This is a genomic window from Mycobacterium neglectum, from assembly GCF_002591975.1.
GTDB classification, from domain to species: domain Bacteria; phylum Actinomycetota; class Actinomycetes; order Mycobacteriales; family Mycobacteriaceae; genus Mycobacterium; species Mycobacterium neglectum.
Window position 1 is genome coordinate 1 of record NZ_NVQE01000033.1, and the last position, 25,069, is coordinate 25,069.

Here is a 25,069-nt window from a genome sequence, read left to right on the forward strand (position 1 = left end):
CAAACTCTCCAAACAAAAACAACCCAACCCAAAAGCCAGGTGGAATTCGAATCAGAAAAATCCAATCCAACAAAAGACACCAAAAACTGGCATCAAAAAACATCCACCCCTAAACGGGAAAAAGAGGCAGACAAAAAAACAACAAACAAAAACCACCAAACACACTATTGAGTTCTCAAACAACACACCCGCACGACCGCGCAACCAGCCCGCGGCGAAAAGCCGCGTACTCGTAGTGCGGACGTTCAGGAACCCACCGAAGTGGGACTTCCCTCTGGGAGCCGCCGCGCTCACCGGGCTTGGCCCGCGTCGCAGCGACGAATCAACAAGTTACAAGAGGGAAAACTAGGAGTCAAATGGGCTGATGGGGCGTGTCTTCGAGTCCGCGTCCATCGTGCGCACAGCAGTGCGTCGACTCGTCTTTCCTGGGGTCCAACGCGCCACCCGCAGACTTTGTTCCCGGGTTGCGACGTCAGTTTCTGGCCAGGCCGTGACGGCCCGACGGATTATCCAACTCGTTGGACCCCCGCGATATTCCGCTTGCCCCTGCGCAGCACCAACCAGCGACCATGCAGGAAGTCCGAGGGCCCAGGCACCCAGTCCTCGCTTTCGATGCGGACATTGTTCACGTACGCACCGCCTTCGCCGATCGTCCGGCGGGCCGCGCCCTTGCTCGCCGACAAGCCGCTGGCCACCAGCAAATCGGTGATCGCATCGGGTCCGCCGGGCGTGAGGTCAGTGACCGACGCCTCACCGAGCGCGGCGGCCAACGTCCGCTCATCCAGCTGGTTGAGCTCGCCGCGGCCGAACAGCGCCTGACTGGCGTGCTCGACCGACTGCGTCGCCGCCTCCCCATGTACGAGATTGGTGAGTTCGCGTGCCAGTCGGCGCTGACCTGCGCGTTCGTGCGGACGATTCGCGGTCGCGTCTTCCAACTCCGCCAACTCGTCCGGTGAAAGGAACGTGAACCATCGCAGATAGCGGACCACGTCGGCGTCGGCGGTGTTCACGAAGTACTGGTACCAGGCGTACGGACTCGTCATGTCGGGGTCGAGCCAGAGGCTGCCGCCCCCGGTCGACTTACCGAACTTCTGACCTTCGGAATCCGTGACCAGCGGAGTCGTCAGTGCGTGCACCGTCGCACCCGTCTTCTGCCGGACCAGCCGGACGCCGGCGATGATGTTCCCCCACTGGTCGGACCCGCCGATCTGCAGTCCACATCCGTAGCGCTGATGCAGCTCCACGTAATCGTTGGCCTGCAACAGCATGTAGCTGAATTCGGTGTAGGAGATGCCGTCACCCTCGAGGCGACGCCGCACGGTGTCCCGGTCGAGCATCACATTGACCGAGAAGTGCTTTCCGACATCGCGAAGGAATTCGATTGCGCGCATCTCCGAGGTCCAGGTCAGGTTGTTCTCCACCACGGCTCCGGCGGGCGATTCGTCGAACTCGACGAATCGCTCCAGCTGGCCACGGATCCGGTCGGCCCACTCGGCGACGGTGTCGGCGTTGTTCAGCGTGCGCTCGCCGACGTCGCGCGGATCGCCGATCATGCCGGTCGCTCCGCCCGCCAACACGATCGGCCGATGGCCGGCCCGCTGAAACCGTGTCAACGTCAGAAGCGGGATGAGGTGACCGGCATGAAGGCTCGGCGCCGTCGGGTCGAACCCCGAGTAGACGGTGGTGGGGCCCGCGACCAAGGCCGCCGCCAGTGCGTCGCGGTCGGTGGACTGCGCGATCAGTCCCCGCCACTCCAGCTCATCGAGGATGGATGCGCCCGTAGAAGTCACAGCACCGATCTTCTCGCACTAGTCGCTTTCGCCCGGAGCCGGTGCCCGTGGGCTGCGGCGATAGAGCGACACCTCGGGACGCCCGGCCAGCCACATCCGCCAGGGGCGATCGGCCGCCTTGCTGACGCCGACCCGTGGACCGGCGACGCCCTCGTGCTTCTCTCCAAGCAGCACCTGGATTGGACTCTTCGCATCGAACAGATCAATCCCATTGTCCTCCATGGTGATTCCCATGGCTGAGCACAGATTACCGGGGCCCCGGCCCAGCGCCGCAGCCCGGACCGCGTCGCCGCGGCGACCCTGGGCGACATCCAGCCCGGATTCGATGGCCACCGCCCGCAGCAATACGGCACCCGCCACATCGTCGGTGGCGCACACGACGTTCGCGCAGACGTGTATTCCGTGGCTGCGGTACGTGTAGAGCCGTCCGGCCGGACCGAACATCACAGCGTTGCGCCCTCCGATGCCGCGATACGAATGCGCCGCCGCGTCGGGCCAGGGTTGGCCCTCCGGCCCGCCGTATGCCTCGACCTCCACGATCATCGCGCTCACACCGCGACCGACCAGCGTCGCTCCCAGGAGTCGCCACGCTGCGCTCAGCGGATCCACGGACAACCGGCGCGCACTCACCGCAGCGATTCTGCCCGCCTCCTTGACACCGCCACCAGCGGGGAGCATTATTCATCGCATGATGAGTTCATCACACGATGAATTACTGGGCAATGCCGCCGACGTCGCGATCGACGTCGACAATCTTCGGGTTGTCCGGGGCAACCGAGTCGCCCTGGACGGCATCTCGGTGCAGATTGCGCGGGGCACGATCACCGGACTGCTCGGCCCGTCCGGATGCGGCAAGACCACCCTGATGCGCAGCGTCGTCGGGACGCAGATCATCGCGGAGGGGACCGTGATGGTGCTGGGACACCCGGCGGGCTCGGCCGACCTACGACACCGGGTCGGCTACGTCACCCAGAATCCGACGATCTACGACGACCTCAGGGTCATCGACAACGTCCGGTACTTTGCGGCATTGACCGGCGCAGACGCCGCGGACGCCAACGAAGCGGTCGCCACCGTCGGCCTCGACGACCACCAAACGGCGTTGTGCGGCAATCTTTCCGGCGGCCAACGCACTCGCGCCTCACTGGCCTGCGCGCTGGTGTCGCATCCCGACGTGCTGGTGCTCGACGAGCCGACGGTCGGCCTCGATCCCTTACTGCGCGTAGATCTTTGGGAAAAGTTTCATCAATTGGCCGCACGCGGGACGACGCTGCTGGTGTCGAGCCACGTCATGGACGAAGCCGATAACTGCGGCGACCTGCTGCTGATGCGCGAGGGCCACCTCCTCGCGCACACCACACCCACGAAGCTACGAGAGGACACCGGATGTCAGTCACTGGAGGAAGCGTTCCTGTCCGTCATCCGGCACAGCACCGCAGCCTGAAAAACCGAAGCCCGCTGAGTCCGCAGGCCTACCTGGCCACGACGACGCGAATCCTGCGTCAGCTTGCCGCCGACCACCGCAGCGTGGCGATGATCCTGGTCGTTCCGAGCCTCATCATCACCCTGATGTACTTCATGTTTCAAAACGCGCCACACCCTCCGGGAGCTCCATCGCCTTTCAACAACGCATGTCTGATCATGCTCGGCGTCTTCCCGCTCATCGTGATGTTCCTGATCACGTCGATCACCATGCAGCGGGAACGGGTTTCGGGGACACTGGAACGGATTCTGACGACTCCCCTGCGCCGCCTGGACCTGCTTGCCGCCTACGGCACCGCATTCTCGATCGCCGCCGCCGCGCAGGCGACGCTGGCCTGCATCGTGTCGTTCTGGTTCCTCGGCCTCGACACCGCAGGCAGCCCGATTCTGGTGTTCGCCATCGCGATCATTAACGCCGTCCTCGGTGTCGGACTCGGCTTGTTGTGTAGTGCATTCGCCCGCACCGAGTTTCAGGCGGTGCAGTTCATGCCGCTGGTGATCGCTCCGCAACTGCTGCTGTGCGGCATCATCGTGCCCCGCGACGTGTTGCCTGATTGGCTGCAATGGATCAGCAACATCCTGCCCGCCAGCTACGCTCTGGAAGCGCTGCAACAGGTTGGCGCGTACGCGGAACCGACGTTCATCGCGGTGCGAGACATCGCCGTGGTCATCGGGTTCGCCATCGTGGCGCTCTGCCTGGCCGCGGCAACATTACGACGAAGGACACCGTAACGGCTTTGACCACCAACGCAGAACGCAAGCGTCCCGGGCGACCGGCTGGGACGTCTGACACCCGTGAGCGCATTTTGATCAGTGCGCGGGAGTTGTTCGCCCGCAATGGGATTGACAAGACCTCGATCCGCGCGATCGCCGCGGACGCCGACGTGGATCCCGCGTTGGTCCACCACTATTACGGCACCAAGACCCAACTGTTCGCTGCGGCCATCCACATCCCGATCGACCCGATGCAGATCATCGTTCCGCTGCAACAGATTCCCGTCGAGGAAATCGGTCGTACGCTTCCGTTGCTTCTGCTGCCGCTGTGGGATTCCGAGATGGGCAAGGGGTTCATCGCCACTTTGCGATCGATTCTGGCCGGCAATGACATCTCGCTGGTTCGCTCGTTCCTGCAGGAGATCATCGCCAAGGAAGTCGGCTCTCGCGTGGACGATCCGCCCGGCAGCGGACCCATCCGCGTGCAGTTCGTCGCCTCTCAATTGGTCGGCGTCGTGATGGCGCGGTACATCCTCGAGTTGGATCCGTTCAAATCGTTACCGGTCGAGCAGATCGCCGAGACGATCGCCCCGAACCTGCAGCGCTATCTCACCGGCGAGCTACCCGGATTCCCCTGATGCTCGCTTGATCAACCGATGGTGTTCGGCGTCGTCGGTCACGGTGACGGCTTCATCGATCAGCAGGACCGGAACACCGTCCTCGATGCGATATGCACGGCGGAGGCGCGGGTTGTACAGGAGTTCGTCGTCCACCAGGAGAAGCGGTCCGCGGTCCTGGGGGCAGACCAGGATGGACAGCAGTTTTTCGTCCAGCATCAGGTGTCAGAGCCCTAGTCGTACGGGTTTATGTCCCACTGCGGGGGGAGGAATTGGCTGTTGTCCTGACCCGGTACCGGCGCCCACGACGGCGCCTGTGGCGTTGAGCCACCGGTACCGCCTCCGGACATCGCCGTCTGCGACTGCAATTTGCGCTGGTAGGCGAGGGTCGAGCGCAGTGCATCGACCAGCGGAGTCTGATTGGGGCGCCGATCCATAGCAACGAGTAGTGCCTCGGCGTTCCCGCTGGACGGACGGAAGCCCTGCTGACGCAGTTTCATCACGTCATCGATCAGCACCGAGATCTGGCCGCCACCGTCACCCTGGTTGTACTGCTGGTGGATTGCCGAGAGGACCTGGTCGGCGTTCACCCTTTTCGGGGCGTTCGCCGCGGCGGCGCACTTCGTATCGTCCGGCGCGCAACCCGCCGCTGCGGCAGCGGCCGCTTCAGCCTGTCTGGAGCAATCGGCGCCGGTGCAGCTGCCGTCGGAGGTTGTCGGGGCCGTCGGTTCTGCGGGCTGGGCAAACGCGGTCGACGCGCCGAATCCGGACATGAGGCCGACGGCGAGCACCCCGCCGATCAAGGCGCGACGCACGTCAACGCGAGTTTTACCGGTCTGCGATGTCATGAACCCTCCAGCGCGATAAACCATTGAATGCCCCGACTCTGACGGCGACTAGCCGCCAGCGGGAGCCTAACAGCGCGGCGACCGCGTGGCACGGTCGTCACTTCACCCACCAGCGATCTCGGCGCGAACCGCGACGGTCAAACGCTTGTACCGATTCGTATCGGCATCGAGGTACCAGGCGTTACGCGACGGTTTGGGCACCCCGGCGTCGCGAAGCAGACCGACGTTGGGCCGGAACGACGCACTGAGGGCCATCTCGGGCACCACATGCACGATGTCGGGCGGACTGCCCACCGGCAGATCGGCCAGCGCTTCGGACAGATCCGCCGACGCGATGGTGCCGCCGGGCCGCAACGCGAGCGCCGTCACGGCCAGGCGCTGGCCGTCGACATCCACCCCGTAGGTGACCGCGAGATCCACCGCGTCGAGGTGGCTGACGGCGTCGTTCACCGTCGAGGAGTAGACGATGCCGCCCGGCGAGTGGATGAGCCCCCCGCGGTTGTCCACCAGCCAGAAGTCGCCGTCGTCGTCGCGCCGGAAGAGGTATTCGCTGGACACCCAGGTATCCGCGGGCGCGAAGACGCCGCGCTTGACCGACGCCGTCGGGTCGACCGGCCCGCGTGGATGGGCGAGCAATACCCCCACTTCATTGGCCTCGGCGCGGCGCACGAAACCACGTTCATCCTCGAGAATCAGGTCGTCCTCGGGGTCGTAGGCCGCCAACGCGATCTCGCCGCTGCCCGGCAGTGGCCTGCCCTTGCTGCCGACCTTGGCCCCCGACACGTTCGCCAGCACCGCCTGCCCGTCGGTCGTCGCGAAGAATTCGACAACGTTGGCGGGTGCGAACACCTCGACGACGCGTTTCCACAGGCCGGTCGGCATGCCGGAGCCGATGAACAGCCGGACCGGGTGACCGCCCGTGAGCGAGAACGACGGGTCGTCGATGACGTCACGCAGCATCGCCCATGTGTACGAGACGACGGTCACGCCGTACTGGCGGATTTCCTGCAGGAACCGGTCCGGCCGCAGGCCCCGAGACAGCGCGATGCGAGACCCGCCGACCACCGCGCCGCCCAGTGCAACCAGGAGTCCGGATTGGTGGTGCAGCGGGGTCAGGCAGTACACCGTGTCGCCGCGCCCCAGGTTGGCGGCCGATGCGGTGCCGAACGCCGACAACGCCCAGCGATGGTTGGTGATCTGCCGGGCGACAAGGTCCCCACCGATCGAGGTGAAGCCGATGAATGCCAGGTCGCGGGCGAGTCCCGGGTTGGCTCGGTACCAGCCGGGAAGATCGACGACGTCGGGGTCGATCTTCTCCATGTCGATGACTTGACCGTGTTGGGGCAGGTCCAGGTCGCGCGACTCACCGCCGCCGAGCACCAGAACGCGCATTTCCAGCTTGCGCGCCGCATCGAGGTGGCTCGGATCGGCGATGATTTCGGACACCGCTCCCAGCCGGGCTGCGGCTACCAGGTCCGCGTCCGGCGGCATCAGCACCGCCACCGCGCCGAGACGCGACAGCGCGGCGATCGCGACGAGCGCGCTGGGGCGGGTCTCCATCAGCACCCCGACGTGCGCGCCTTGGCGAACGCCGACCTCGATCAGGCCGCGGACGACATTGTTGACGCGGCGATCCACCGCCTCGTAGGTGTGGACGCGACCGTCGAACAGCAGGGCCTCACCGTTGGGGAGATCGCGGGCCTGTTCTGACATGAGCCGGCCGAGCGAGATCCGGGTGTGGTCGTTGATCTGACCGAGCCGGGCAAGGCGGGGCAGGGTGCGATACGTCTCGACAACCAACGCGCGGGCAGATTTGTTGGCCGCGACGAGCGCGTCTCCGGCCGACCGGGCCAGGCTGAACACCATCTCGGTGGCGGCGGTGGTGCTGTGGGCCACGCGCGAACTGAGCGAAACACCGGTCTCGCTGGCTTCCTCTGGCTGGAGCGGCATCGGCGACACACCGTCGGGCATATCGCCGGTGCTGTCGATCCACTTGACCCACTGTGCGACGGCCGGCCAGGTCTGCGTCGATGCCTTGGATCCCACCACCAGGCCGAAATGCCCTGCACGGATCAGGAATTCGTAGACATCGGCCTTCGGTGCCGCGCGTTTGATGCCTCGGACCGACGCCGGCTGACCGATGTCGTCCACCTCACCGATGACGGCCAGCACCGGGCAGTCGATGTCGGACAGCGTCACGAGGTCGCCGTGGATGGAGAACCCACCGCTCATCATGCGGTTGTGCGCGATGAACTGCTTGAGCAGTTCGGCGATCGCAGGACCCGACCACGCGATCCAGCCTTCGGATTGCAGGAACCGCCGCTGCTGTTCGCGGGGCAGCAGCGCCTCCCGGTCGTGTAGCTGCCGCAAGAAGTCAAAGCGTGACTGTGCGGTCTTGATCGGGTCGAGCATCTGGAAACCGGTGCGCGCCAACCAGCCCGGAATGTCCATGCGACTGAACACGTGATCGGCCATGAAGTCCGCGGCGGCGGGCGCAAGGCTGGCCGGCAGGTTCATCGGCAGCGCGGCCAGGGTGTCGACGGGTGAGCCGAACGCGACGATGCTCGCCAGGTCCTTGGATCGCCGGTATGCCGCGGTCTGATAGGCGAACATGCCGCCCTGGGAGTAACCGGTCAGATGGACGTCGCGGCCGGTGACCTCTTTCACGGTGTCGATCGCTTCACTCAGCGCAACGACGTGGTCGGCGAGGTTGCGGTCCATGCCGCCCTCGACCTTGTCGGGTGAGCCGAAGTCGATGACCCACGGGTCGATTCCGGCCTTGTGCAGGATGCCGACGGCGCCTTCGTCTCGGGTGACGTCCCACATATCGGCCGACATCATCATGGGATGCACCATCAGCACCGGCGGCCCGGGCTGCTTTGCTCCCGGCCTGGCATCAGGCGGGAAATAACGCCGCAGTCGGTACATCGGCACGCTCTGGATGAGCTGGAACGGTGACGGTACGGCACCGGTCTCCAGGCCGCCGTAGCGCAGCACTTCCAGGCCGTTCTGCGCGGTGGCCACCAACCGCTCCATTGGCCTGGTCAGTCCCGATAGGTCCACCAACGCACACTCCCCTAGCTGCCAATCCCCCGATTGCTGTCTTGATCATGGCATAGCTCTGCTTGCCGACCGCCACGATCGCCGGGGTGCACTGGCGCGACCGCTGGGCGCGTGGCGAGCCACCTATCATCAGGCGCGATGGCGAATCTGATCAATGTGGAGCGCGCGAGCGTCGCATACGGCACCCGCACACTGCTCGACGCCGTCAGCCTCGGGGTCGACGAGGGCGACGCGATCGGGGTCGTCGGGCGCAACGGCGACGGCAAAACCACTCTGCTGCAAATGCTGACCGGCACCCGCGCGCCGGACTCCGGCCGGGTGACCCACACCTCGGGGCTGTCGGTGGGTTATCTGCACCAGGCCGATGACTTCGCCGCGGACGCCACGGTGCGTGACGTGATCGTCGGAGGCCGTGCCGACCACATCTGGGCAGCGGAGGCAGACACGCGGTCCGTAGTGGAGAACCTGCTGACCGAGGTTTCGCTTGATCGTGAGGTGAGCAACCTGAGCGGCGGTGAGCGGCGTCGCGTCGCGCTCGCTGCGGTGCTGCTCGCCGGTCACGACGCGCTGGTGCTCGACGAGCCGACCAACCATCTCGACGTCGAGGTGATCGGCTGGTTGGCCCGCCACCTAGCACAGCAGCGGGCCAAGGCGCTCGTGGTCGTCAGCCACGATCGCTGGTTCCTCGACGCGGTCGGCACCAAGACATGGGAAGTACACGACGGCGCCGTCGACGCCTACGACGGTGGATACGCGGCGTATGTCCTGGCCCGCGCGGAACGGATGCGGGTAGCCGCAGGAACCGAGGCTCGCAGGCGCAATCTGATGCGCAAGGAACTGGCATGGCTGCGACGGGGACCGCCGGCGCGGACATCGAAGCCGAAGTTCCGGATCCAGGCCGCCAACGACCTGATCGCCAACGAGCCCGAACCGCGGGATTCCCTTGCCCTCCAACGCTTCGCGACGGCAAGGCTGGGCAAGGACGTCTTCGATCTCCATCGCCTGCGCCTTGAAGCCGGCGAGAAAGTCATTCTCGACAAGCTGGACTGGTCGATCGGCCCCGGTGATCGCATCGGCCTCGTCGGCGTCAACGGCACCGGCAAGACGAGCGTTCTGAAGCTGCTGGCCGGCGAGCTGAAACCCGTCGCCGGAACGTTCAAACAGGGAAAGACGCTGAAGATCGGCCACCTGAGTCAGGCGCTGGTCGAGCTGGACCCCACCGACCGCGTCCTCGATGCCGTCGAGAGGGCGCGTCGGATCACGGAGTTGGCGGGTGGCCGAGAGGTCAGCACGTCGACTCTGCTCGAGGACTTCGGGTTCACCGGAGACAAGTTGACGACGCGGCTGGCGGACCTGTCCGGCGGTGAGCGACGGCGATTCCAGTTCCTGCGACTGCTACTCGACGAGCCCAATGTGCTGCTGCTCGACGAGCCGACCAACGATCTGGACATCGACACCCTCACGGTGATCGAGGATTACCTCGACGGCTGGCCGGGCACGCTGATCGTCGTCACCCACGACAGGTATTTCCTGGAGCGGGTCTCCGATGTCACCTACGCGCTCACCGGCGGTGGGCGATGCGACATGCTGCCGGGCGGTGTCGAGCAGTACCTGTCGGACCGGGCGGCAGCAGCCGCACCCGAACCGGCGCGGATCGAACCGCAGCGCGGTGAGTCGGCCTCTGCGCGGGAACGGCGGGCGGGCAAGGAGATGGCGCGTATCGAGGGTCAACTCGCCAAGCTGGACAAGCAGATCGCCGTGCTGCACGACTCGATGGCCGACGCGGCCGCCGATCATGTGCGCGCGGGCGAGCTCAACGCCGAATTGCAGGAAATGCTGACGCGCAAGGAATCTCTCGAAGAGGCATGGCTAGCCGCCGCTGAGGATTAGTGTGATTTGTCTGCGCTTTCGTGCGCTGAGCGCGCGTGATCGCACACAAATCACCCGGGGAGTCGACGCTATCGCCGCAGACGCAGCCTCAGCCGATCGGCCGTGTCGCGGACGACGCCGAGCTGTTTGGCCACCTGGATCGGCGCGGTCCCTCCCCTGGCATCGCGAGAGTTCACCGATCCATCGATAGTGAGTACGTCGCGCACCTGAGGCGTCAGCTCCGGGTGAATTGTCGCCAGCTCGGCGTCCTCGAGGTCTTCGAGGCCGACGCCGCGGGCCTCCGCAGCACGCACTGCGGCGCCCGCGGCTTCGTGCGCCACCCGGAAAGGCACGCCCCTTCGGACCAGCCACTCGGCAACGTCGGTGGCCAATGTGTAGCCCAGCGGGGCCAGTTCAGCCATCCGGTCGACGTCAAAACGCAACGTCGCGACCAGACCCGCCATCGCGGGCAGCAGTAGTTCCAGCTGAAGAACAGAGTCGAATACCGGCTCCTTGTCCTCCTGCAGATCCCGGTTGTACGCCAGCGGCTGCGCCTTGAGCGTGGCAAGCAGTCCGGTGAGATTGCCGATCAGCCGGCCCGACTTGCCGCGCGCCAACTCGGCGATGTCGGGGTTCTTCTTCTGCGGCATGATCGAGCTGCCGGTCGACCAGGAGTCGTGCAGAGTCACATATCCGAATTCGGTTGTGCTCCAAAGAATGATGTCCTCAGCTAGTCGCGACAGGTCGACGCCGATCATGGAGAAAATGAACGCCGCCTCGGCGGCGAAGTCACGCGAGGCGGTGGCATCGACGGAGTTATCGGCTGCCGCGTCGAAACCGAGTTCCTCGGCGATCGCCTCGGGATCGAGCCCAAGTGACGACCCTGCCAGTGCCCCGGAACCATACGGCGACAACGCGGCTCGCTTGTCGAAGTCAGCAAATCGCTCGACATCACGGAGCAGCGGATGCGCGTGGGCGAGCAGGTGATGCGCCAGCAGAATCGGCTGTGCCGACTGAAGATGCGTCTTGCCGGGCATGATCGCCGTCGGATGAGCCGCGGCCTGCGTTGCCAGCGCGGACACCACCTCGAGTGCTCCGTCGGCGACCCGCCTGATCGCGTCACGCAGCCACATCCGGAACTGGGTGGCCACCTGATCATTTCGAGACCGACCCGCCCGCAGCCGACCACCGAGATCCTCCCCCACGCGGTCGATCAGGCCACGCTCCAGCGCACCGTGGACGTCCTCGTCAGTCACCAGCGGTGCAAAACTGCCGTCGGCGACATCGGAGGCCAGGTTGTCCAGGCCGACCAGAAGACCATCACGCTGCTCATCGGTGAGCAGCCCCGCCCGAAAGAGCACTCGTGCGTGCGCCTTTGACGCGGCGACGTCATATGGTGCGAGCACCCAGTCGAAGTGGGTCGACTTGCTCAGCGCGGCAAGCGCATCCGACGGGCCGTCGGCGAACCGGCCGCCCCACAGCGAGCCTTCGTTGGTGCTCACTGGGGCACTTTCACTTTCCCGCGAGCGGTGCAGTGGTCGGTCATTTGGCGAGGTCCCGCTGCGCGGAGATCTTCGACGAAAGGCCATGCACGTGCACGAACCCCTTCGCCGACGACTGGTCGAAGGTGTCGCCCTCGTCGTAGGTCGCCAGGTTGAAGTCGTACAGCGACTCGGCACTGCGTCGGCCGTTGACCGCAATGTGCCCGCCGTGCAGCACCATTCGGATCTCGCCCGACACATGCTCCTGAGTCTTGGCGACGAACGACTCCAGGGCCGCCTTCAACGGCGAGTACCAGAGGCCGTCGTACACCAGCTCGCCCCACTTCTGGTCGGTGCCACGCTTGAACCGTCCGAGTTCGCGCTCCAGCGTCACATGTTCGAGTTCGGTGTGCGCGGTGATGAGCACCATGGCGCCCGGAGCTTCGTAGATCTCGCGACTCTTGATTCCGACGAGCCGGTCCTCGACGACGTCGAGGCGGCCGACGCCCTGTTCGCCGGCGCGACGGTTGAGTTCCTCGATGGCCTCCAAAACGGACGTCGAGCGTCCATCTATCGATACCGGAACGCCGCGTTCGAATCCGACGATGACCTCGTCGGGCGTATTCCAGTTGACGGTCGGATCCTCGGTGTAGTCGTAGACGTCCTTGGTCGGCGCATTCCACAGGTGCTCGAGGAACCCGGTCTCGACCGCGCGGCCCCACACGTTCTGGTCGATGGAGAACGGGGACCGTTTCGTGACGTTGATCGGGATCGAATTCTCCTCGGCGAACGCGATGGCCTTCTCTCGCGTCCAGGCGTAGTCGCGGACCGGCGCGAGCACCTCGAGATCCGGTGCCAGCGAGGCGAATCCCACCTCGAAACGCACCTGGTCGTTGCCCTTGCCGGTGCAGCCGTGCGCGACGATGCCGCCACCGTGCTCCCGCGCGGCCGACACCAGATGCTTGACGATGAGGGGCCGGCTCAGTGCCGACACCAGCGGGTAGCGATCCATGTACAGCGCATTGGACTGAATGGCGGGAAGGCAGTACTGCTCGGCGAACTCATCCTTGGCGTCGACGACGACCGCCTCGACCGCACCGCAGTCGATGGCCCGCTGGCGGACGACCTCCATGTCCTCGCCACCCTGCCCGAGATCGATGGCGACCGCGACCACCTCTTGGCCGGTCTCCTTGCCGATCCAGCTGATGGCTACCGAGGTGTCCAGACCGCCGGAATACGCCAAAATGACGCGCTCGGACATTACTCAATCTCCTTTTGTTGGATGCTTTCGAGTTTCGCCGCCAGTTCGGCACCTGTCATCGGCTCGCGGGCGATCACCAGGATGGTGTCGTCGCCGGCGACCGTGCCGACCACATACGGCAGTGCAGCGCGGTCCATCGCGCTGGCAAGGTAATGCGCGGCTCCCGGCGGTGTCCGCAATACCGCGAGGTTGGCGCTGGCGTCGGTCGAGACCAGAAGTTCGGCCAGTAGCCGCGACATCCGCTCGGTGCCACCGGAGACGCCACGTACCGGGCTGCCGTCTTCGGGGACGACGTACACGCCGACGCCGCCGTCGGCGCCGCGCAGCTTGACCGCGCCGAGTTCCTCGAGGTCGCGCGACAGCGTCGCCTGGGTGACGTCGATGCCCTCGTCGGCGAGCATCGTGGCCAGCTCGCCCTGGCTGTGGATCGATTGCGACGACAGGATCGACACGATGCGCGCCTGCCGACCCGCGCGCGTAGCGGCGCTTGTCATGCCGATCGCTCCAACAACCACACCAGCAGCGCCTTCTGCGCGTGCAGCCGATTCTCGGCCTCGTCCCACACCGCGCTGTGTACCCCGTCGATCACGTCATCGGTGATCTCATCTCCTCGGTGCGCCGGAAGACAGTGCAGAACAATAACATTCGGCTGCGCGCGATCAACGAGGCTCGTGTTGATCTGGAACGGTTTGAAGGGTCCCACCCGGTCCAGCCCGTCATTCTCCTGACCCATCGACGTCCACGTGTCGGTGACGAGCACGTCGGCGCCGTCAACGGCAGCCTGCGCGTCGGTCGTCACCGTCACCGTCGCGCCGGTGTCGGAGGCACGTTGTTCAGCGGCCGTTACAAACCGCGGGTCGGGCTCGAAACCGGCAGGGGCGGCGACCGTGACATGGACGCCTGCGGTGACCCCGCCCAACATCAACGAGTGCGCCATGTTGTTGGCGCCGTCGCCGAGGTACGTCAGCCGGAGGCCGTTCAAGGTGCCGACGCGCTCGTCGAGCGTTTGCAGATCGGCCAGCACCTGGCAGGGGTGGAACTCGTCGGAAAGTGCGTTGACGATCGGCACGGTCGCCCCGGAAGCCATGGCGGTCAACCGATCCTGCCCGAACGTCCGCCAGACGATCGCCTCGACGTACCGCGACAGGACCCGCCCGGTGTCCTCCAGCGTTTCGTCGCGACCGAGCTGCGTGCTGCGCCCGTCGACCACGACCGCGTGCCCACCGAGTTGGGCGATGCCCATCTCGAACGAGAACCGCGTGCGCGTCGAGTTCTTGTCGAAGATCACCGCGACGCCACGTGGACCGTCGAGTGGACGGCGGCTGAACGGTGCCTTCTTCAGCTCCGCGGCCAACGCCAGCACCTCGGCCTGCTCATCCGGGGTGAGGTCATCGTCGCGCAGGAAGTGACGTGTCATGAGTCGGCCCCTCCTGTTGAATCGCCGCCTCCGGCAGCAGTGTCGAGCACGCCGGGAAGCGCACCGAGGAAGTCGTCGACCTGCCCGTCGGTGAGGATCAACGGCGGGACAAGGCGAATCACGTTCGGAGCCGGGGCGTTGACGAGGAACCCGGCGTCGCGTGCGGCGAGCTCGACCGACTTGGCCACATCGGAGGTGAGGACGACGCCGAGCATGAGTCCGCGACCGCGGACGTGAGAGACAAGCGGATGCCCCAGTGACTCGATGCCGTGGTGCAGCGTCTTGCCGAGAACGCCGGCATGGCCGACGAGGCCGTCGTCGGCCAGCACCCGCAACACCGCGAGCGCCGCGGCCGTGCAGACGGGATTGCCGCCGAAGGTGCTGCCGTGCAGGCCGGGAGTCAACAGGCCGGCCGCTTCACCGGTCGCGATGCAGGCACCGATGGGCAGCCCGCCGCCGAGTCCTTTGGCCAGGGTGACGACGTCGGGCGTGATGCCGTCGTGCTGATGGGCGAAAAACGCTCCGGTGCGGCCCATTCCGGTCTGCACCTCGTCGAGCACCAGCAGTGCGCCGCGCTCCGCGGTGATCTCGCGGGCCGCCACCAGGTAGCCCGCGGGCGGCGTCACCACACCGCCCTCCCCCATGATCGGCTCCAGGAACACCGCCGCGGTCTGGTCATCGACCGCGGCTTTCAGCGCCTCGACGTCGCCGTACGGGACATGCGTGACGTCGCCGGGCAGTGGGGCGAACGGCTCCTGCTTCGACGGCTGACCGGTCAAGGCCAGCGATCCCATCGTGCGACCGTGGAATGCATTCTGGGCCGCAACGAGTTTCGTGCGCCCGGTCAGCCGCGTGATTTTGAACGCGACCTCGTTTGCTTCCGCACCCGAGTTGCAGAAGAACACTCGCGCACCATCGACGCCGAGCAGACCGACCAGTGCCTCGGCCAGTGCGATGCCCGGCTCCGTGGCGTACAGGTTCGACGTATGGCCAAGCGTGTTGAGCTGGCGGGTGACGGCTTCGATGACAGCGGGGTGACGATGGCCGAGGACGTTGACCGCGATACCGCCCACCAGATCGACATACGACTTGCCGTCGACGTCGGTCACCACGGCACCGTCACCGCTGACCAGTGCGAGTGGCGGGGTGCCGTAGTTGTCCATCATCACGGCTTCCCAACGCTGCGCCAAGGTCATTCCCCGGTCGTCCCCCTGCGCTTCGCGCGGGAGGTGCCCCCATCGCTCCTGCCCGCCGGAACTCATGCGCTGACCACCTTCGTCCCCGTCCCCTCGTCAGTGAACAATTCGGCCAATACACAGTGTTCGACGCGTCCGTCGATGACATGTGCGCTCGGCACACCTCCCGACACCGCGCGCAGGCAGGCCTCGATCTTGGGCACCATGCCGGTTTCCAGCTTGGGCAGCAGCTGAGTCAGTGCGGCGGCGTCGATCTCGCTGACCAACGAACTGCGGTCCGGCCAATCGGTGTAGAGACCTTCCACATCGGTGAGCATCACCAGCTTCTCAGCGCCCAGCGCCTCCGCCAGCGCGGCCGCCGCGGTGTCGGCGTTGATGTTGTGCACCACACCGTCGACGTCGGGTGCGATGGTCGATACCACCGGGATACGGCCGGCATCAATGAGATCGAGCAGCGAATCCGCGTCCACGCGCTCGACGTCACCGACCAGGCCGATATCGGTCGCGACCCCGTCGACGGTCACGTCGCGTCGGATGGCGGTGAACAGGTGCGCGTCCTCTCCCGTGACGCCGACGGCGTACGGGCCGTGCGCGTTGATCAGGTTGACCAGTTCGCGGCCGACCTGTCCGAAAAGCACCATCCGGGCCACGTCGAGTACCTCGGGCGTCGTGACGCGGAAGCCGCCCTTGAAATCGCCTGCGATGCCGAGTCTTTTGAGCATCGCACTGATCTGCGGGCCGCCGCCGTGCACGACGACGGGGTGGATACCGCAGTTGCGCAGGAACACCATGTCGGCGGCGAACGCGGCCTTGAGGGTGTCGTCGGACATCGCGTTGCCGCCGTACTTCACCACCACGATCTTGTCGTGCAGCTGTTTCAGCCACGGCAGGGCCGCGGCGAGTACCTGCGCCTTGAGCGGCGTCACGAGTGTCATGAGCTGTACGCCGAGTTCTCTTCGACGTAGGCGTGGGAAAGGTCGGTCGTCCGGATCGACGCCTGGTCGTTGCCGATACCCAGGTCGATGGTGACGTCGATATCCTCGCCGGACAGATCCACGTCTCGGGCACCTGATGCGCCGGCGCCGTCCACGAACACTGCAGATCCGTTGAACAACACGCTGATTCGGTCGGGTTCCAACGCGATCGGTGCCATACCCACCGCGGCCAGCACGCGTCCCCAGTTGGGATCGGAGCCGAACAGCGCGGTCTTGACGAGGCTGTCGCGGGCCACGACCCGGGCCGCGGTGAGCGCGTCCTCCTCGGATGCGGCTCCCGTCACCGTGACGACGACACGTTTGGTGACGCCCTCGGCGTCGGCCTGCAGCTGCGCGCACAGGTCGTCGCAGACCTGCAGCACCGCATCGTCGAGATCGCTTTGGCTCGGTGCGATCTCGCTCGCACCCGACGCCATCAGTAACACGGTGTCGTTGGTGGAACAGCTACCGTCGACATCGAGCCGGTCGAATGTCATCGCGGCTGCCTTGCGCAGCGCCTGGTCCAGGGCATCCGAACTGGCGACGGCATCGGTGGTGATGACGCACAACATGGTCGCCAGCGACGGCGCCAGCATCCCCGCACCCTTGGCCATGCCACCCACCGTCCAGTTGTCACTGTGATGCAGCGCAACCTGTTTCGGCACGGTGTCGGTGGTCATGATGGCCCGTGCTGCCTCTTCGCCACCGCTCAGCCCACCGGCCATCTCGTGGACGATCTCGGTGACACCTGAGCGCACCTTGTCCATCGGCAGTCGGTCACCGATGAGCCCGGTGGAGCACACGGCGACCTCGATCGCCCCGGTCTCGGTGCCCCAGTCGGACAGCGCCGCGGCGACGGCCTCTGCGGTGGCGTGCGTGTCCTGAAAGCCCAACGGCCCGGTGCAGGCGTTGGCACCGCCGGAGTTGAGCACGACCGCGCGTAGACGTCCGGTGGTGAGCACCTGCTGCGACCACAACACCGGCGCGGCCTTGATCTTGTTGCGGGTGAACACGGCCGCGGCGGCGTGGTCGGGACCCTCGTTGAACACCAGCGCGAGGTCGAGTGCGCCGGAAGCCTTGATGCCCGCAGCGATTCCGGTGGCCCGGAACCCGGCGGGCGCGGTGACACCCTGGGTGCGGATCAGCCGTGTGGCGACATGGGATTCGGTCACGGTGCCACCCCCACGATCGAGAGCCCTTCGGTCTCCGGCCAGCCCAGCGCGAGATTCATCGACTGCACCGCTGCCCCGCCGGTGCCCTTGACGAGATTGTCGATCGCGGCGATTCCGATGAAGGTTGAAGCATCCTCGTCGACGGCGACCGCGAGTTGAGCGGCGTTGCTTCCGATCACCGCGCCGGTCTTGGGGAGCTGGTCTTCGGGTAGCAGAAAAATGAAAGGTTCGGCGTCATAGGCCTTCTCGTAGACGGCACGGATCTGCGACAGCGGCGCGGTGGTCCTCGCGGTGCAGGTGGCCAGGATGCCGCGGGACGTCGGGATCAGCACCGGGGTGAACGACACGGTGACGTCCTTGTCGGTGACGGCCTTCAAGCCCTGCGCGATCTCAGGAGTATGCCGGTGCTTGCCGCCGACGTTGTACGCCCGCGCCGACCCGATGACCTCCGAGCCGAGCAGGTCGGTCTTCGCAGCGCGTCCGGCGCCAGACGTCCCACTGACCGCGACGACGGTGACTGCAGGCTCGATGAGCTCTTCGGCGATCGCGGGCCACAGCGCCAACAGGGCCGCGGTCGGATAGCAGCCGGGGACGGCGATGCGGGTGGCACCACGCAGCCGGTCGCGCGCACCCGGCAGCTCGGGCAGCCCGTACGGCCAACTGCCCGCGTGTGACGACCCGTAGAAGCGTTCCCATGCGCCCGAGTCGGTGAGGCGGAAGTCGGCACCGCAGTCGACGATGACGGTGTCTGCGCCCAGTTGATCGGCGAGGGCCGCGGAATGACCGTGCGGAAGGGCCAGAAAGACCACGTCGTGGCCCTGCAGAGTGTCGACATCGGTGGCAGCCAGCGCCCGGTTGGCCAGCGGCAGCAGATGGGGATGGTGTTCACCCAGCAGCGTGCCCGCACTGGCGGCCGCGGTGAGCGCGCCGATCGTCAGCCGTCCGTCGGTATATGCGGGGTGGCCCAGCAGCAACCGCAGAATCTCTCCGCCGGCGTATCCGCTGGCACCGGCCACTGCCACAGAAGTCATGCAGGCGATTCTGCATGGTTATGCATTCAGTTGCAAACTCATTATCGGTCGACTTCTACGCTTGGCGGAGTGCACGCCAACTTGCTCCCCTGGACGCTGGTCAGTATTCCAGCCATCGTGCTGGCCGGCACATTTCTGCACTTCGCCTATGGCTGGTCGGGGCGGCGTCGGATCTTGGCGGTGTTCACGCCGGTGAATGAGAGTGTCTGGGAGCACCTGAAAATGGCCTATTGGCCGTTGATGCTCTACATCTGGGTGGCGTTCACTTTGCTCGATCCGCCTGCGAGCCTGCTTTCGGCCACCGCTGCGGGTTTCCTCGTCACGGCCGCGCTGATGTTTGGACTCTTCTACCTGACGGTTCGGGCGGCCCCGGACCCGGCGAACACGGGTCGTCTCGTCGCCGACGGAATCATCTTTGTCATCGCAGTCGCGGCCGGTCAACTGCTGAGTTACGTCCTGGTGGGGCGCATCAACCTCGACACCACAATCGGACTGGTGTTGCTGTTGGCACCGGGCATCGCGCTGGCCTTCTTGACCTTCGCACCACCTCGACTGCCGCTGTTTCAGGACCAGCTCAATGGGACCTACGGTGTGCCGCCGTCCGACTCCGGGCGCCGCTCGCCTCATTCTCGGTGAGCGTGCGGTCGGCGGCCGACGACACCGGCAGGCAGGTCACACCCCTCCGTCGGATTCCTTCGCTTCAGTCAAGAGCAACCAGACAAGGGTTGCGAGCGCGATTGCAGTCGCCTGGACCGCAACGACGAAGGCGATGTACTCATGCCAGACCGACGCAAGACTGCAGTGTGTCACGTCAGCCTTGACAAGCATCGAGAAGGCCAATCCTTCTGCAACACAAAGCATTACCACGGTAAGGATCGGCGCGGCCCGTTGGCCGAGGTCGCGGACCGACCCGGCCCGCCGGACAAAACTCAGCTCGATGCCGAGTGTGATCAGCAGCATTGGGATGACCTGGACCATCTGGGCGAAGAAGTCGGTGGAGATCTGGTTGTCGCATGAATTGATGGCGTAGATAGCCGGGTACCAGAGTGCCGAGGCAATCTGCACGACGAATGTGCCGATGATCAACGGAAGGATCCAGCCGTTCCGTGACCATGCACCAGCGCCGAAGGTCGGACCGGAGTCGAGCGTCGATACGAGTACCAGACCCATCGCGACCACGAACAACAGCGAGACAGGCAGGCTCGTCCAAAGCCAGCCCCCCTGGCCGAGATTGTCGGACAGGCCGATCACGAACATGTGCAGTACGACCACGAGCGTCGCGCCAACCAACCACCAACTGCGCAGCAACTGGGACAGGAAATTGCGCAACGACAGTTGACCGTCGCGGCGCGCCGCGATGCGCCATTTGAGCCGCGCGGTAGCGGCGACCAGCACGAGGTCCAGCCCGGCCACGATCAACTGGCCTGTGTCGATGCCTATATCGGTGACCGCCAGGACAAATTCGACCAGATCGTCGGTGTAGGTGAAGGCGATCACCATCGCGAACACCGCGAGGATGGCAGGCCAGTCGGCCGGCGTCATTCCCCGCTCGGACGAAGTGGTCAACGCCGCTGCTCGGCCCCAACGCGATCGGCCGCCGCCTGAACGGCCGCGTCTCGGGCGGCACTGGCCTCATCCTCGGTGAGCGTGCGGTCGGTGGCCCGGAACCGCAGCGCCAGCGCCAGCGATTTACGCCCCTCGCCGATCTGCGGCCCGGTGTAGACGTCGAACAACCGCACGTCCTCGAGCAGATCGCCCGCGCCCTCACGGACCGCGTCGACCACGTCCTGCGCTGCGACGTCATCGCCGACGATCAGCGCGATGTCCTGGAACACCGCGGGGAAAGGCGACACCGCGGGCGCGGGAAACGCCTCGGTGAGCGGGATGGCGTCGAGGTTCAGTTCGACGGCGCACGTGCCCGGGGGCAGACCGGAGCGCTCGACGACGGCGGGGTGCAGCTGGCCCGCATGTCCGACGACGGTGTCGCCGACAGCCACCTCGGCGCACCGGCCGGGATGCCACGGCAGGTGCTGTGCGGGCCGCAGCGTCAGCTCAACACCTGTGGCGCGGCCGATGACGCGGACCGCCTCGAATGCGTCGCTCGCTTGGACGGGCCTGCCCCTACCCCACGGGCCCGCGGGTTCCGCCAGACCGGTCAGTACCGCGCCGACATGCTGCGGCTGATGCGGCAGCGACGCATCGAGCGTCGCGATCTCATCTGTGGTGGGCCGCCGGTCGGTCGGAATGCGTTCCACCGCGCGGGTTTCCGTCGTCGGCTCGACCACTTGGGCGATCGCGAACAACGCGGTGTCGACGGCTCCGCGGGACACGTTGCGCCCCAAGGCTTCCAGCAGTCCCGGCAGCAGCGTGGTGGCCAGTTGGGGCCGGTCGGCCTCCAACGGATTCATCACGGTCGTCGTGGATCGCCGCTCGTCGTCGGCCGGCAGCCCCCACTGGTCGAAGACCCCCGCGGGCAGGAACGGCGTTGGCAGGATCTCCACGTAGCCGTTGAGCGCCAGGGACTTTCCGACCGCGCGCCGCCGCTTCTGCGTCGGGCTCAGGCCGCGGCCTGGAGGGGCGAGCGGCAGTACCGATGGGATGACCTCGAGACCTTCGAGTCGCAATACCTCTTCGACGAGATCCGCGGGTTGACGAAGGTCGGGGCGCCAACTCGGCGGCGTCGCGCTCACCTGACCGTCGGTCACGACGACGTCGGCGCCGATCTGGGTGAGGCGTTTCTCGGTGGTGCCCTTCGCGTAGTCGACGCCTGCCGTCCGATCGGGCAGATCGATCGCCATGCTGACCGGTGCGTGCGACCAGTCATCGCGGGGCGGATCGCCGCGCCAGTCCGTCAGCGTGGGTTCTACTGTACCGCCGGCAATCTCAGCCAAGAGCGCGCTGCAGCGATCGAGCGCCGCGACGGATATCGCCGGATCGACGGTACGTTCGTAGCGGCGGCCCGCCTCGCTGGCCAGATGCAGGCGCCGCTGCGTGCGCGATACGGCAGCGGGATCCCAGACCGCGGCCTCGAGCAACACATCGGTGGTACTGTCGCGAACCTCGGTGGTGCCCGCGCCCATCACACCACCGATCGCCGCGGTGGCGACGTCGTCGACAATGAGGACATCGGCTGGATCGAGGCGGCGCTCGATGTCGTCGAGGGTGACCACGGTCTCCCCTGGTTCGGCGAACCGCACCCGGAAGCCGCCGGTGATCAGGCTGCGATCGTGTGCGTGCATCGGATGCCCGATCTCCAGCATCACGTAGTTGGTCACGTCGACGGCCGGTGAGATGGCCCGGATGCCCGACAGCAGCAACCGGCGTTGCAACCACCACGGCGACACCGCTTTTGGATCGATGCCGGTGACGGGACGCAGCCCGAAGCGCAGGACCCCGGTGCCGGGATCGATCGCCACCGGGAGTGCCTCGCCCTCGGCGGGCAAGGGCGCGACGTCGGCGGGGTCGACGTAGTCGAGGTCATACGCGTTGGCGATCTCGCGGGCCATGCCGCGCACCGAGAGGCAGTAGCCGCGGTCCGGCGTGATCGCCAGGTTGAACACGATGTCGTCGAGGCCGAGCAACTCGGCGGCAGGCGTACCCGGTTCCGCGGTCCCCGGCGGCAGCACCAGGATGCCGGAATGGTCGGTGCCGAGGTTGAGTTCCGCGGTCGAACAGATCATGCCGTCGCTGGTGCGGCCATATGTCTTGCGCGTGGCGATGGCGAAGTCGCCCGGCAGCACCGAACCGGGCAGCGCCACCACGACAAGGTCACCGACAGCGAAGTTGGTTGCTCCGCAGACGATGTCACGGAGCTCGGGTTCCCCGACATCGACCTTGACCGCGCGGATGGGCTTCTTGAACTCGGTCAGCTCCTCGATCTCGGCAACCCGGCCGACGCTCAGGGGGCCGGTGACGGGTCCGACGGGGATGACTTCTTCGACCTCGTGACCGATGCGGATCAGGGTCTGCTCGAGTTCATCGGCTGAGGGTTCCCAGCCCGGAGCACCGGCCTGAACGACTTCGCGCAGCCAGCTGTAGGGCAGGCGCATCAGGCTCCCACCCCGAACGGCAGCGAGAACCGGACATCGCCCTCGACCATGTCGCGCATGTCGGGAATGCCGTTGCGGAACTGCAGAGTGCGCTCCAATCCCATTCCAAACGCAAACCCGGAGTACACCTCGGGATCGATACCGCACGCGCGCAACACATTCGGGTTCACCATTCCGCAGCCACCCCATTCGACCCAGCCCGGGCCGCCCTTCTTGTTCTCGAACCAGATATCGACCTCGGCCGAGGGTTCGGTGAACGGGAAAAAGTGCGGACGGAATCGGGTGCGACCCGCCGGCCCGAATTCGGAGCGGGCGAACGCGTCCAGAGTTCCGCGCAGGTGGGCCATGGTCAGGCCCTTGTCGACGGCCAGCCCCTCCACCTGATGGAAGACCGGGGTGTGGGTGGAGTCCAGTTCGTCGGTGCGGAAGGTGCGGCCGATCGAAATGATGTAGACGGGGAGGTCGCGCTCCAGCAGCGCACGGATCTGCACCGGCGAGGTGTGGGTGCGCAACACCTGCCGGGACCCTTCCTGGGCGAGCGAAGCGTCGGGAGACGGCATAGGGGCGACGTAGAAGGTGTCCTGCTCACTGCGCGCCGGATGGTCCGGCGGGAAGTTCAGTGCGTCGAAGTTGAACTGCTCGGTCTCGACCTCGGGTCCCTCGGCGAGCTCCCAGCCCATCGCGACGAACGTGTCGGCGACATGCTCGGCCAGGATCGTGATCGGATGGCGGGCGCCGACGGGCTGACGGGTCGACGGCAGCGTCACGTCGATTCGCTCGGCGATCAGCACTTCGGCGTCGCGTTCGGCGCGCAGTACCGCGAGCCGCTCGTCGTAGGCCTGCTGCGCCGCGGCGCGTACCACGTTGACCCGCTTGCCCGCGTCGGCGCGATCGCTCTTGGGCAGTGACCCGAGCGCCTGTCGAGCGAGCGCGATGGGCGAGCGATCGCCGAGGTGCTCGGTCTTGGCGCGGGCCAGTGACTCGAGGTCATCTGCCGCGTCGAAGGCACGCCGAGCCGCGCTGACAGCCTCGGTCAGCGCTTCTTCGGATAGGTCAATTGGCTGATCAGCCACCCGGCGATCATAAAGCGTGGCTCGGGCCTACTCCCCCGACGGGTGGCCGTCGGTGTCGGCGTCACCCGGCGGCGGCCTGCGAGATTTCAACCGGTACATCACGAAATCGGCTGGCACGCCGTCCTGCTTGGTGGCAAAGACCTGCTTGCGAAGCCGTTTGGCCTCCACGCCGAGCAATTCGAAGTCTTCTTCGGCGATACCGTCCAACGTCGCCTCGGACACCACCAGCTCGCCCCTGGTCGCCCGGCCCATCACGCGCGCCGCGATATTCACATCGATGCCCAGCCAGTCCGAACCAATCCGCTGGGGCCTGCCGGTGTGGATACCGACCCGCATGCGCGGCGTGTAGCCATCCACGTCAAGGGATTTCACCGCTTCCCGCGCCTTGATCGCGGCCGCCACCGCCGTCGTCGGCTGGGAGAACACCGCCATGATGCCGTCACCCATGCGCTTGACGATCTGGCCGCCCGCCTCCAACAGCGGCGGCTCGACAACTTGGGAGACGCGGCGAAGAAGTTTGAGGGTGGCATCGTCGCCTGCACTCAGCGACCACGACGAGAAGCCGACCAGGTCGGTGAACACGATCGTCGCCTCCCGGTATGCGGGCTTGCCGGACACCCGCTCGGTCAGCGCCTGCCATACCTGCAGAGCTCCGAGGCTGACTTCGCGCGAGGCGGCTTCGCGTTCCAGCAGTCGATCGGCGGCGCGTGCGGCCGCGCTGGGGCCTCCGACCCCCGACGCCGACAGCGGATCGCCGAACTCGGGATCACCGGGGAGCGCGCGTCGTGCGCGGCGCAAGAAAGAGATGACCGACGGGCTGTGATTAGTGCTCTTCAGCCATGACACGGGCCCGGATGACTGTCTGCCGGATCGTTCGTCGATCGACTCGACCTCATCCACAGGCGCAAGCCTAGTTTGAGCGTTGATCTGGCCGACAAACCGGCTGGTCACAGCCGAGTGGAGGGCATGTGGAGGCTGAATAACACTGTGCCGCCACGCCCCGGCAAATCGTAGACAACGCGCGTTGTCAAC

At 66.1% G+C, this 25,069-nt stretch carries 22 protein-coding genes; 5 read left to right on the top strand and 17 right to left on the bottom strand.

Annotated elements, in window-relative coordinates; genetic code table 11:
* Positions 1-506 precede the first annotated feature (506 nt).
* Complete coding sequence (gene tyrS, locus CSQ99_RS22140) at positions 507-1,790, bottom strand: tyrosine--tRNA ligase (RefSeq protein WP_099041155.1); 1,284 nt, start codon at positions 1,788-1,790, stop codon at positions 507-509.
* A gap of 18 nt (positions 1,791-1,808) precedes the next feature.
* The gene (locus CSQ99_RS22145; RefSeq protein ID WP_425437851.1) at positions 1,809-2,468 is read right to left on the bottom strand and encodes a DNA-3-methyladenine glycosylase; all 660 of its coding nucleotides are present in this window, start codon (positions 2,466-2,468) and stop codon (positions 1,809-1,811) included.
* 10 nt (positions 2,469-2,478) lie between these two features.
* Here CSQ99_RS22145 and CSQ99_RS22150 point away from each other — a divergent pair, with 10 nt between their 5' ends.
* From CSQ99_RS22150 to CSQ99_RS22160, 3 genes are read left to right on the top strand one after another with little or no spacing between them, the layout of a single operon-like run.
* The gene (locus CSQ99_RS22150) at positions 2,479-3,234 is read left to right on the top strand and encodes an ABC transporter ATP-binding protein (RefSeq protein WP_099041156.1); all 756 of its coding nucleotides are present in this window, start codon (positions 2,479-2,481) and stop codon (positions 3,232-3,234) included.
* Positions 3,177-4,004, top strand: a complete 828-nt coding sequence (locus CSQ99_RS22155) for an ABC transporter permease (protein WP_245909037.1) — start codon at positions 3,177-3,179, stop codon at positions 4,002-4,004. Before CSQ99_RS22150 ends, CSQ99_RS22155 begins: the two co-directional genes overlap by 58 nt.
* A 5-nt stretch (positions 4,005-4,009) precedes the next feature.
* Positions 4,010-4,624: a TetR/AcrR family transcriptional regulator gene (locus CSQ99_RS22160; protein WP_176561149.1), complete on the top strand. Its 615-nt coding sequence runs from the start codon at positions 4,010-4,012 to the stop codon at positions 4,622-4,624.
* Here CSQ99_RS22160 and CSQ99_RS22165 read toward each other — a convergent pair.
* The 3 genes from CSQ99_RS22165 to CSQ99_RS22175 all read right to left on the bottom strand — a co-directional run bounded on the left by CSQ99_RS22165 (position 4,607) and on the right by CSQ99_RS22175 (position 8,517).
* Positions 4,607-4,822, bottom strand: a complete 216-nt coding sequence (locus CSQ99_RS22165) for a Trm112 family protein (RefSeq protein WP_099041157.1) — start codon at positions 4,820-4,822, stop codon at positions 4,607-4,609. The genes CSQ99_RS22160 and CSQ99_RS22165 overlap by 18 nt on opposite strands.
* Positions 4,823-4,836: 14 nt before the next feature.
* On the bottom strand, positions 4,837-5,451 hold the full coding sequence (locus CSQ99_RS22170; RefSeq protein ID WP_099041158.1) for a hypothetical protein: 615 nt from the start codon (positions 5,449-5,451) through the stop codon (positions 4,837-4,839).
* 102 nt (positions 5,452-5,553) lie between these two features.
* The gene (locus tag CSQ99_RS22175; protein WP_176561150.1) at positions 5,554-8,517 is read right to left on the bottom strand and encodes an acyl-CoA synthetase; all 2,964 of its coding nucleotides are present in this window, start codon (positions 8,515-8,517) and stop codon (positions 5,554-5,556) included.
* Between the two features lie 135 nt (positions 8,518-8,652).
* Here CSQ99_RS22175 and CSQ99_RS22180 point away from each other — a divergent pair, with 135 nt between their 5' ends.
* Positions 8,653-10,404, top strand: coding sequence for an ABC-F family ATP-binding cassette domain-containing protein (locus CSQ99_RS22180; protein WP_099041160.1), 1,752 nt, complete (start codon positions 8,653-8,655; stop codon positions 10,402-10,404).
* A gap of 68 nt (positions 10,405-10,472) precedes the next feature.
* Here the strand turns inward: CSQ99_RS22180 and argH are convergent, their stop codons facing one another.
* The 8 genes from argH to argC all read right to left on the bottom strand — a co-directional run bounded on the left by argH (position 10,473) and on the right by argC (position 18,915).
* Positions 10,473-11,885: an argininosuccinate lyase gene (argH, locus tag CSQ99_RS22185; protein WP_099041161.1), complete on the bottom strand. Its 1,413-nt coding sequence runs from the start codon at positions 11,883-11,885 to the stop codon at positions 10,473-10,475.
* 40 nt (positions 11,886-11,925) lie between these two features.
* The gene (locus CSQ99_RS22190; RefSeq protein ID WP_099041162.1) at positions 11,926-13,125 is read right to left on the bottom strand and encodes an argininosuccinate synthase; all 1,200 of its coding nucleotides are present in this window, start codon (positions 13,123-13,125) and stop codon (positions 11,926-11,928) included.
* Entirely contained in the window at positions 13,125-13,619 is a 495-nt protein-coding gene (locus CSQ99_RS22195) for an arginine repressor (protein ID WP_099041163.1), read from the bottom strand. Before CSQ99_RS22195 ends, CSQ99_RS22190 begins: the two co-directional genes overlap by 1 nt.
* A complete protein-coding gene (gene argF, locus CSQ99_RS22200) occupies positions 13,616-14,542 on the bottom strand; it encodes an ornithine carbamoyltransferase (protein ID WP_099041164.1) in 927 nt (308 codons plus the stop codon). Before argF ends, CSQ99_RS22195 begins: the two co-directional genes overlap by 4 nt.
* A complete protein-coding gene (locus tag CSQ99_RS22205; RefSeq protein ID WP_099041165.1) occupies positions 14,539-15,738 on the bottom strand; it encodes an acetylornithine transaminase in 1,200 nt (399 codons plus the stop codon). The genes argF and CSQ99_RS22205 overlap by 4 nt, the downstream gene beginning before the upstream one ends.
* Before the next feature lie 62 nt (positions 15,739-15,800).
* Entirely contained in the window at positions 15,801-16,673 is an 873-nt protein-coding gene (gene argB, locus CSQ99_RS22210) for an acetylglutamate kinase (protein ID WP_099041166.1), read from the bottom strand.
* Positions 16,670-17,884 carry a bifunctional glutamate N-acetyltransferase/amino-acid acetyltransferase ArgJ gene (argJ, locus tag CSQ99_RS22215; RefSeq protein ID WP_099041167.1) on the bottom strand — a complete coding sequence of 405 codons (1,215 nt, stop codon included), beginning with the start codon at positions 17,882-17,884 and terminating at the stop codon, positions 16,670-16,672. Before argJ ends, argB begins: the two co-directional genes overlap by 4 nt.
* Entirely contained in the window at positions 17,881-18,915 is a 1,035-nt protein-coding gene (gene argC / locus CSQ99_RS22220) for an N-acetyl-gamma-glutamyl-phosphate reductase (protein ID WP_099041168.1), read from the bottom strand. Before argC ends, argJ begins: the two co-directional genes overlap by 4 nt.
* Before the next feature lie 69 nt (positions 18,916-18,984).
* Here argC and CSQ99_RS22225 point away from each other — a divergent pair, with 69 nt between their 5' ends.
* A complete protein-coding gene (locus CSQ99_RS22225; RefSeq protein WP_099041169.1) occupies positions 18,985-19,551 on the top strand; it encodes a DUF6512 family protein in 567 nt (188 codons plus the stop codon).
* Between the two features lie 36 nt (positions 19,552-19,587).
* On the opposite strand, the gene CSQ99_RS22230 is transcribed toward CSQ99_RS22225, so the two are convergent.
* Genes CSQ99_RS22230 through CSQ99_RS22245 form a run of 4 tightly spaced genes read right to left on the bottom strand, consistent with a single transcriptional unit; the run spans position 19,588 to position 24,937 of the window.
* On the bottom strand, positions 19,588-20,481 hold the full coding sequence (locus CSQ99_RS22230; RefSeq protein WP_141562714.1) for a hypothetical protein: 894 nt from the start codon (positions 20,479-20,481) through the stop codon (positions 19,588-19,590).
* Positions 20,478-22,964: a phenylalanine--tRNA ligase subunit beta gene (gene pheT / locus CSQ99_RS22235; protein WP_099041171.1), complete on the bottom strand. Its 2,487-nt coding sequence runs from the start codon at positions 22,962-22,964 to the stop codon at positions 20,478-20,480. The genes CSQ99_RS22230 and pheT overlap by 4 nt, the downstream gene beginning before the upstream one ends.
* Positions 22,964-24,037: a phenylalanine--tRNA ligase subunit alpha gene (gene pheS / locus CSQ99_RS22240; protein ID WP_099041172.1), complete on the bottom strand. Its 1,074-nt coding sequence runs from the start codon at positions 24,035-24,037 to the stop codon at positions 22,964-22,966. The genes pheT and pheS overlap by 1 nt, the downstream gene beginning before the upstream one ends.
* A 27-nt stretch (positions 24,038-24,064) precedes the next feature.
* A complete protein-coding gene (locus CSQ99_RS22245) occupies positions 24,065-24,937 on the bottom strand; it encodes an adenylate/guanylate cyclase domain-containing protein (RefSeq protein WP_099041173.1) in 873 nt (290 codons plus the stop codon).
* Between the last annotated feature and the right edge of the window lie 132 nt (positions 24,938-25,069).

Coding starts and splice junctions, on each gene's coding strand:
- pheT (WP_099041171.1), bottom strand. CDS start 22,964: ATGCGCCTGCCCTACAGCTGGCTGCGCGAAGTCGTTCAGGCCGGTGCT.
- CSQ99_RS22190 (WP_099041162.1), bottom strand. CDS start 13,125: ATGTCCGAGCGCGTCATTTTGGCGTATTCCGGCGGTCTGGACACCTCG.
- CSQ99_RS22205 (WP_099041165.1), bottom strand. CDS start 15,738: ATGACCTTGGCGCAGCGTTGGGAAGCCGTGATGATGGACAACTACGGC.
- CSQ99_RS22170 (WP_099041158.1), bottom strand. CDS start 5,451: ATGACATCGCAGACCGGTAAAACTCGCGTTGACGTGCGTCGCGCCTTG.
- argC (WP_099041168.1), bottom strand. CDS start 18,915: ATGACTTCTGTGGCAGTGGCCGGTGCCAGCGGATACGCCGGCGGAGAG.
- CSQ99_RS22155 (WP_245909037.1), top strand. CDS start 3,177: ATGTCAGTCACTGGAGGAAGCGTTCCTGTCCGTCATCCGGCACAGCAC.
- CSQ99_RS22150 (WP_099041156.1), top strand. CDS start 2,479: ATGATGAGTTCATCACACGATGAATTACTGGGCAATGCCGCCGACGTC.
- argF (WP_099041164.1), bottom strand. CDS start 14,542: ATGACACGTCACTTCCTGCGCGACGATGACCTCACCCCGGATGAGCAG.
- CSQ99_RS22145 (WP_425437851.1), bottom strand. CDS start 2,468: ATGCTCCCCGCTGGTGGCGGTGTCAAGGAGGCGGGCAGAATCGCTGCG.
- argB (WP_099041166.1), bottom strand. CDS start 16,673: ATGACACTCGTGACGCCGCTCAAGGCGCAGGTACTCGCCGCGGCCCTG.
- CSQ99_RS22195 (WP_099041163.1), bottom strand. CDS start 13,619: ATGACAAGCGCCGCTACGCGCGCGGGTCGGCAGGCGCGCATCGTGTCG.
- CSQ99_RS22165 (WP_099041157.1), bottom strand. CDS start 4,822: ATGCTGGACGAAAAACTGCTGTCCATCCTGGTCTGCCCCCAGGACCGC.
- CSQ99_RS22180 (WP_099041160.1), top strand. CDS start 8,653: ATGGCGAATCTGATCAATGTGGAGCGCGCGAGCGTCGCATACGGCACC.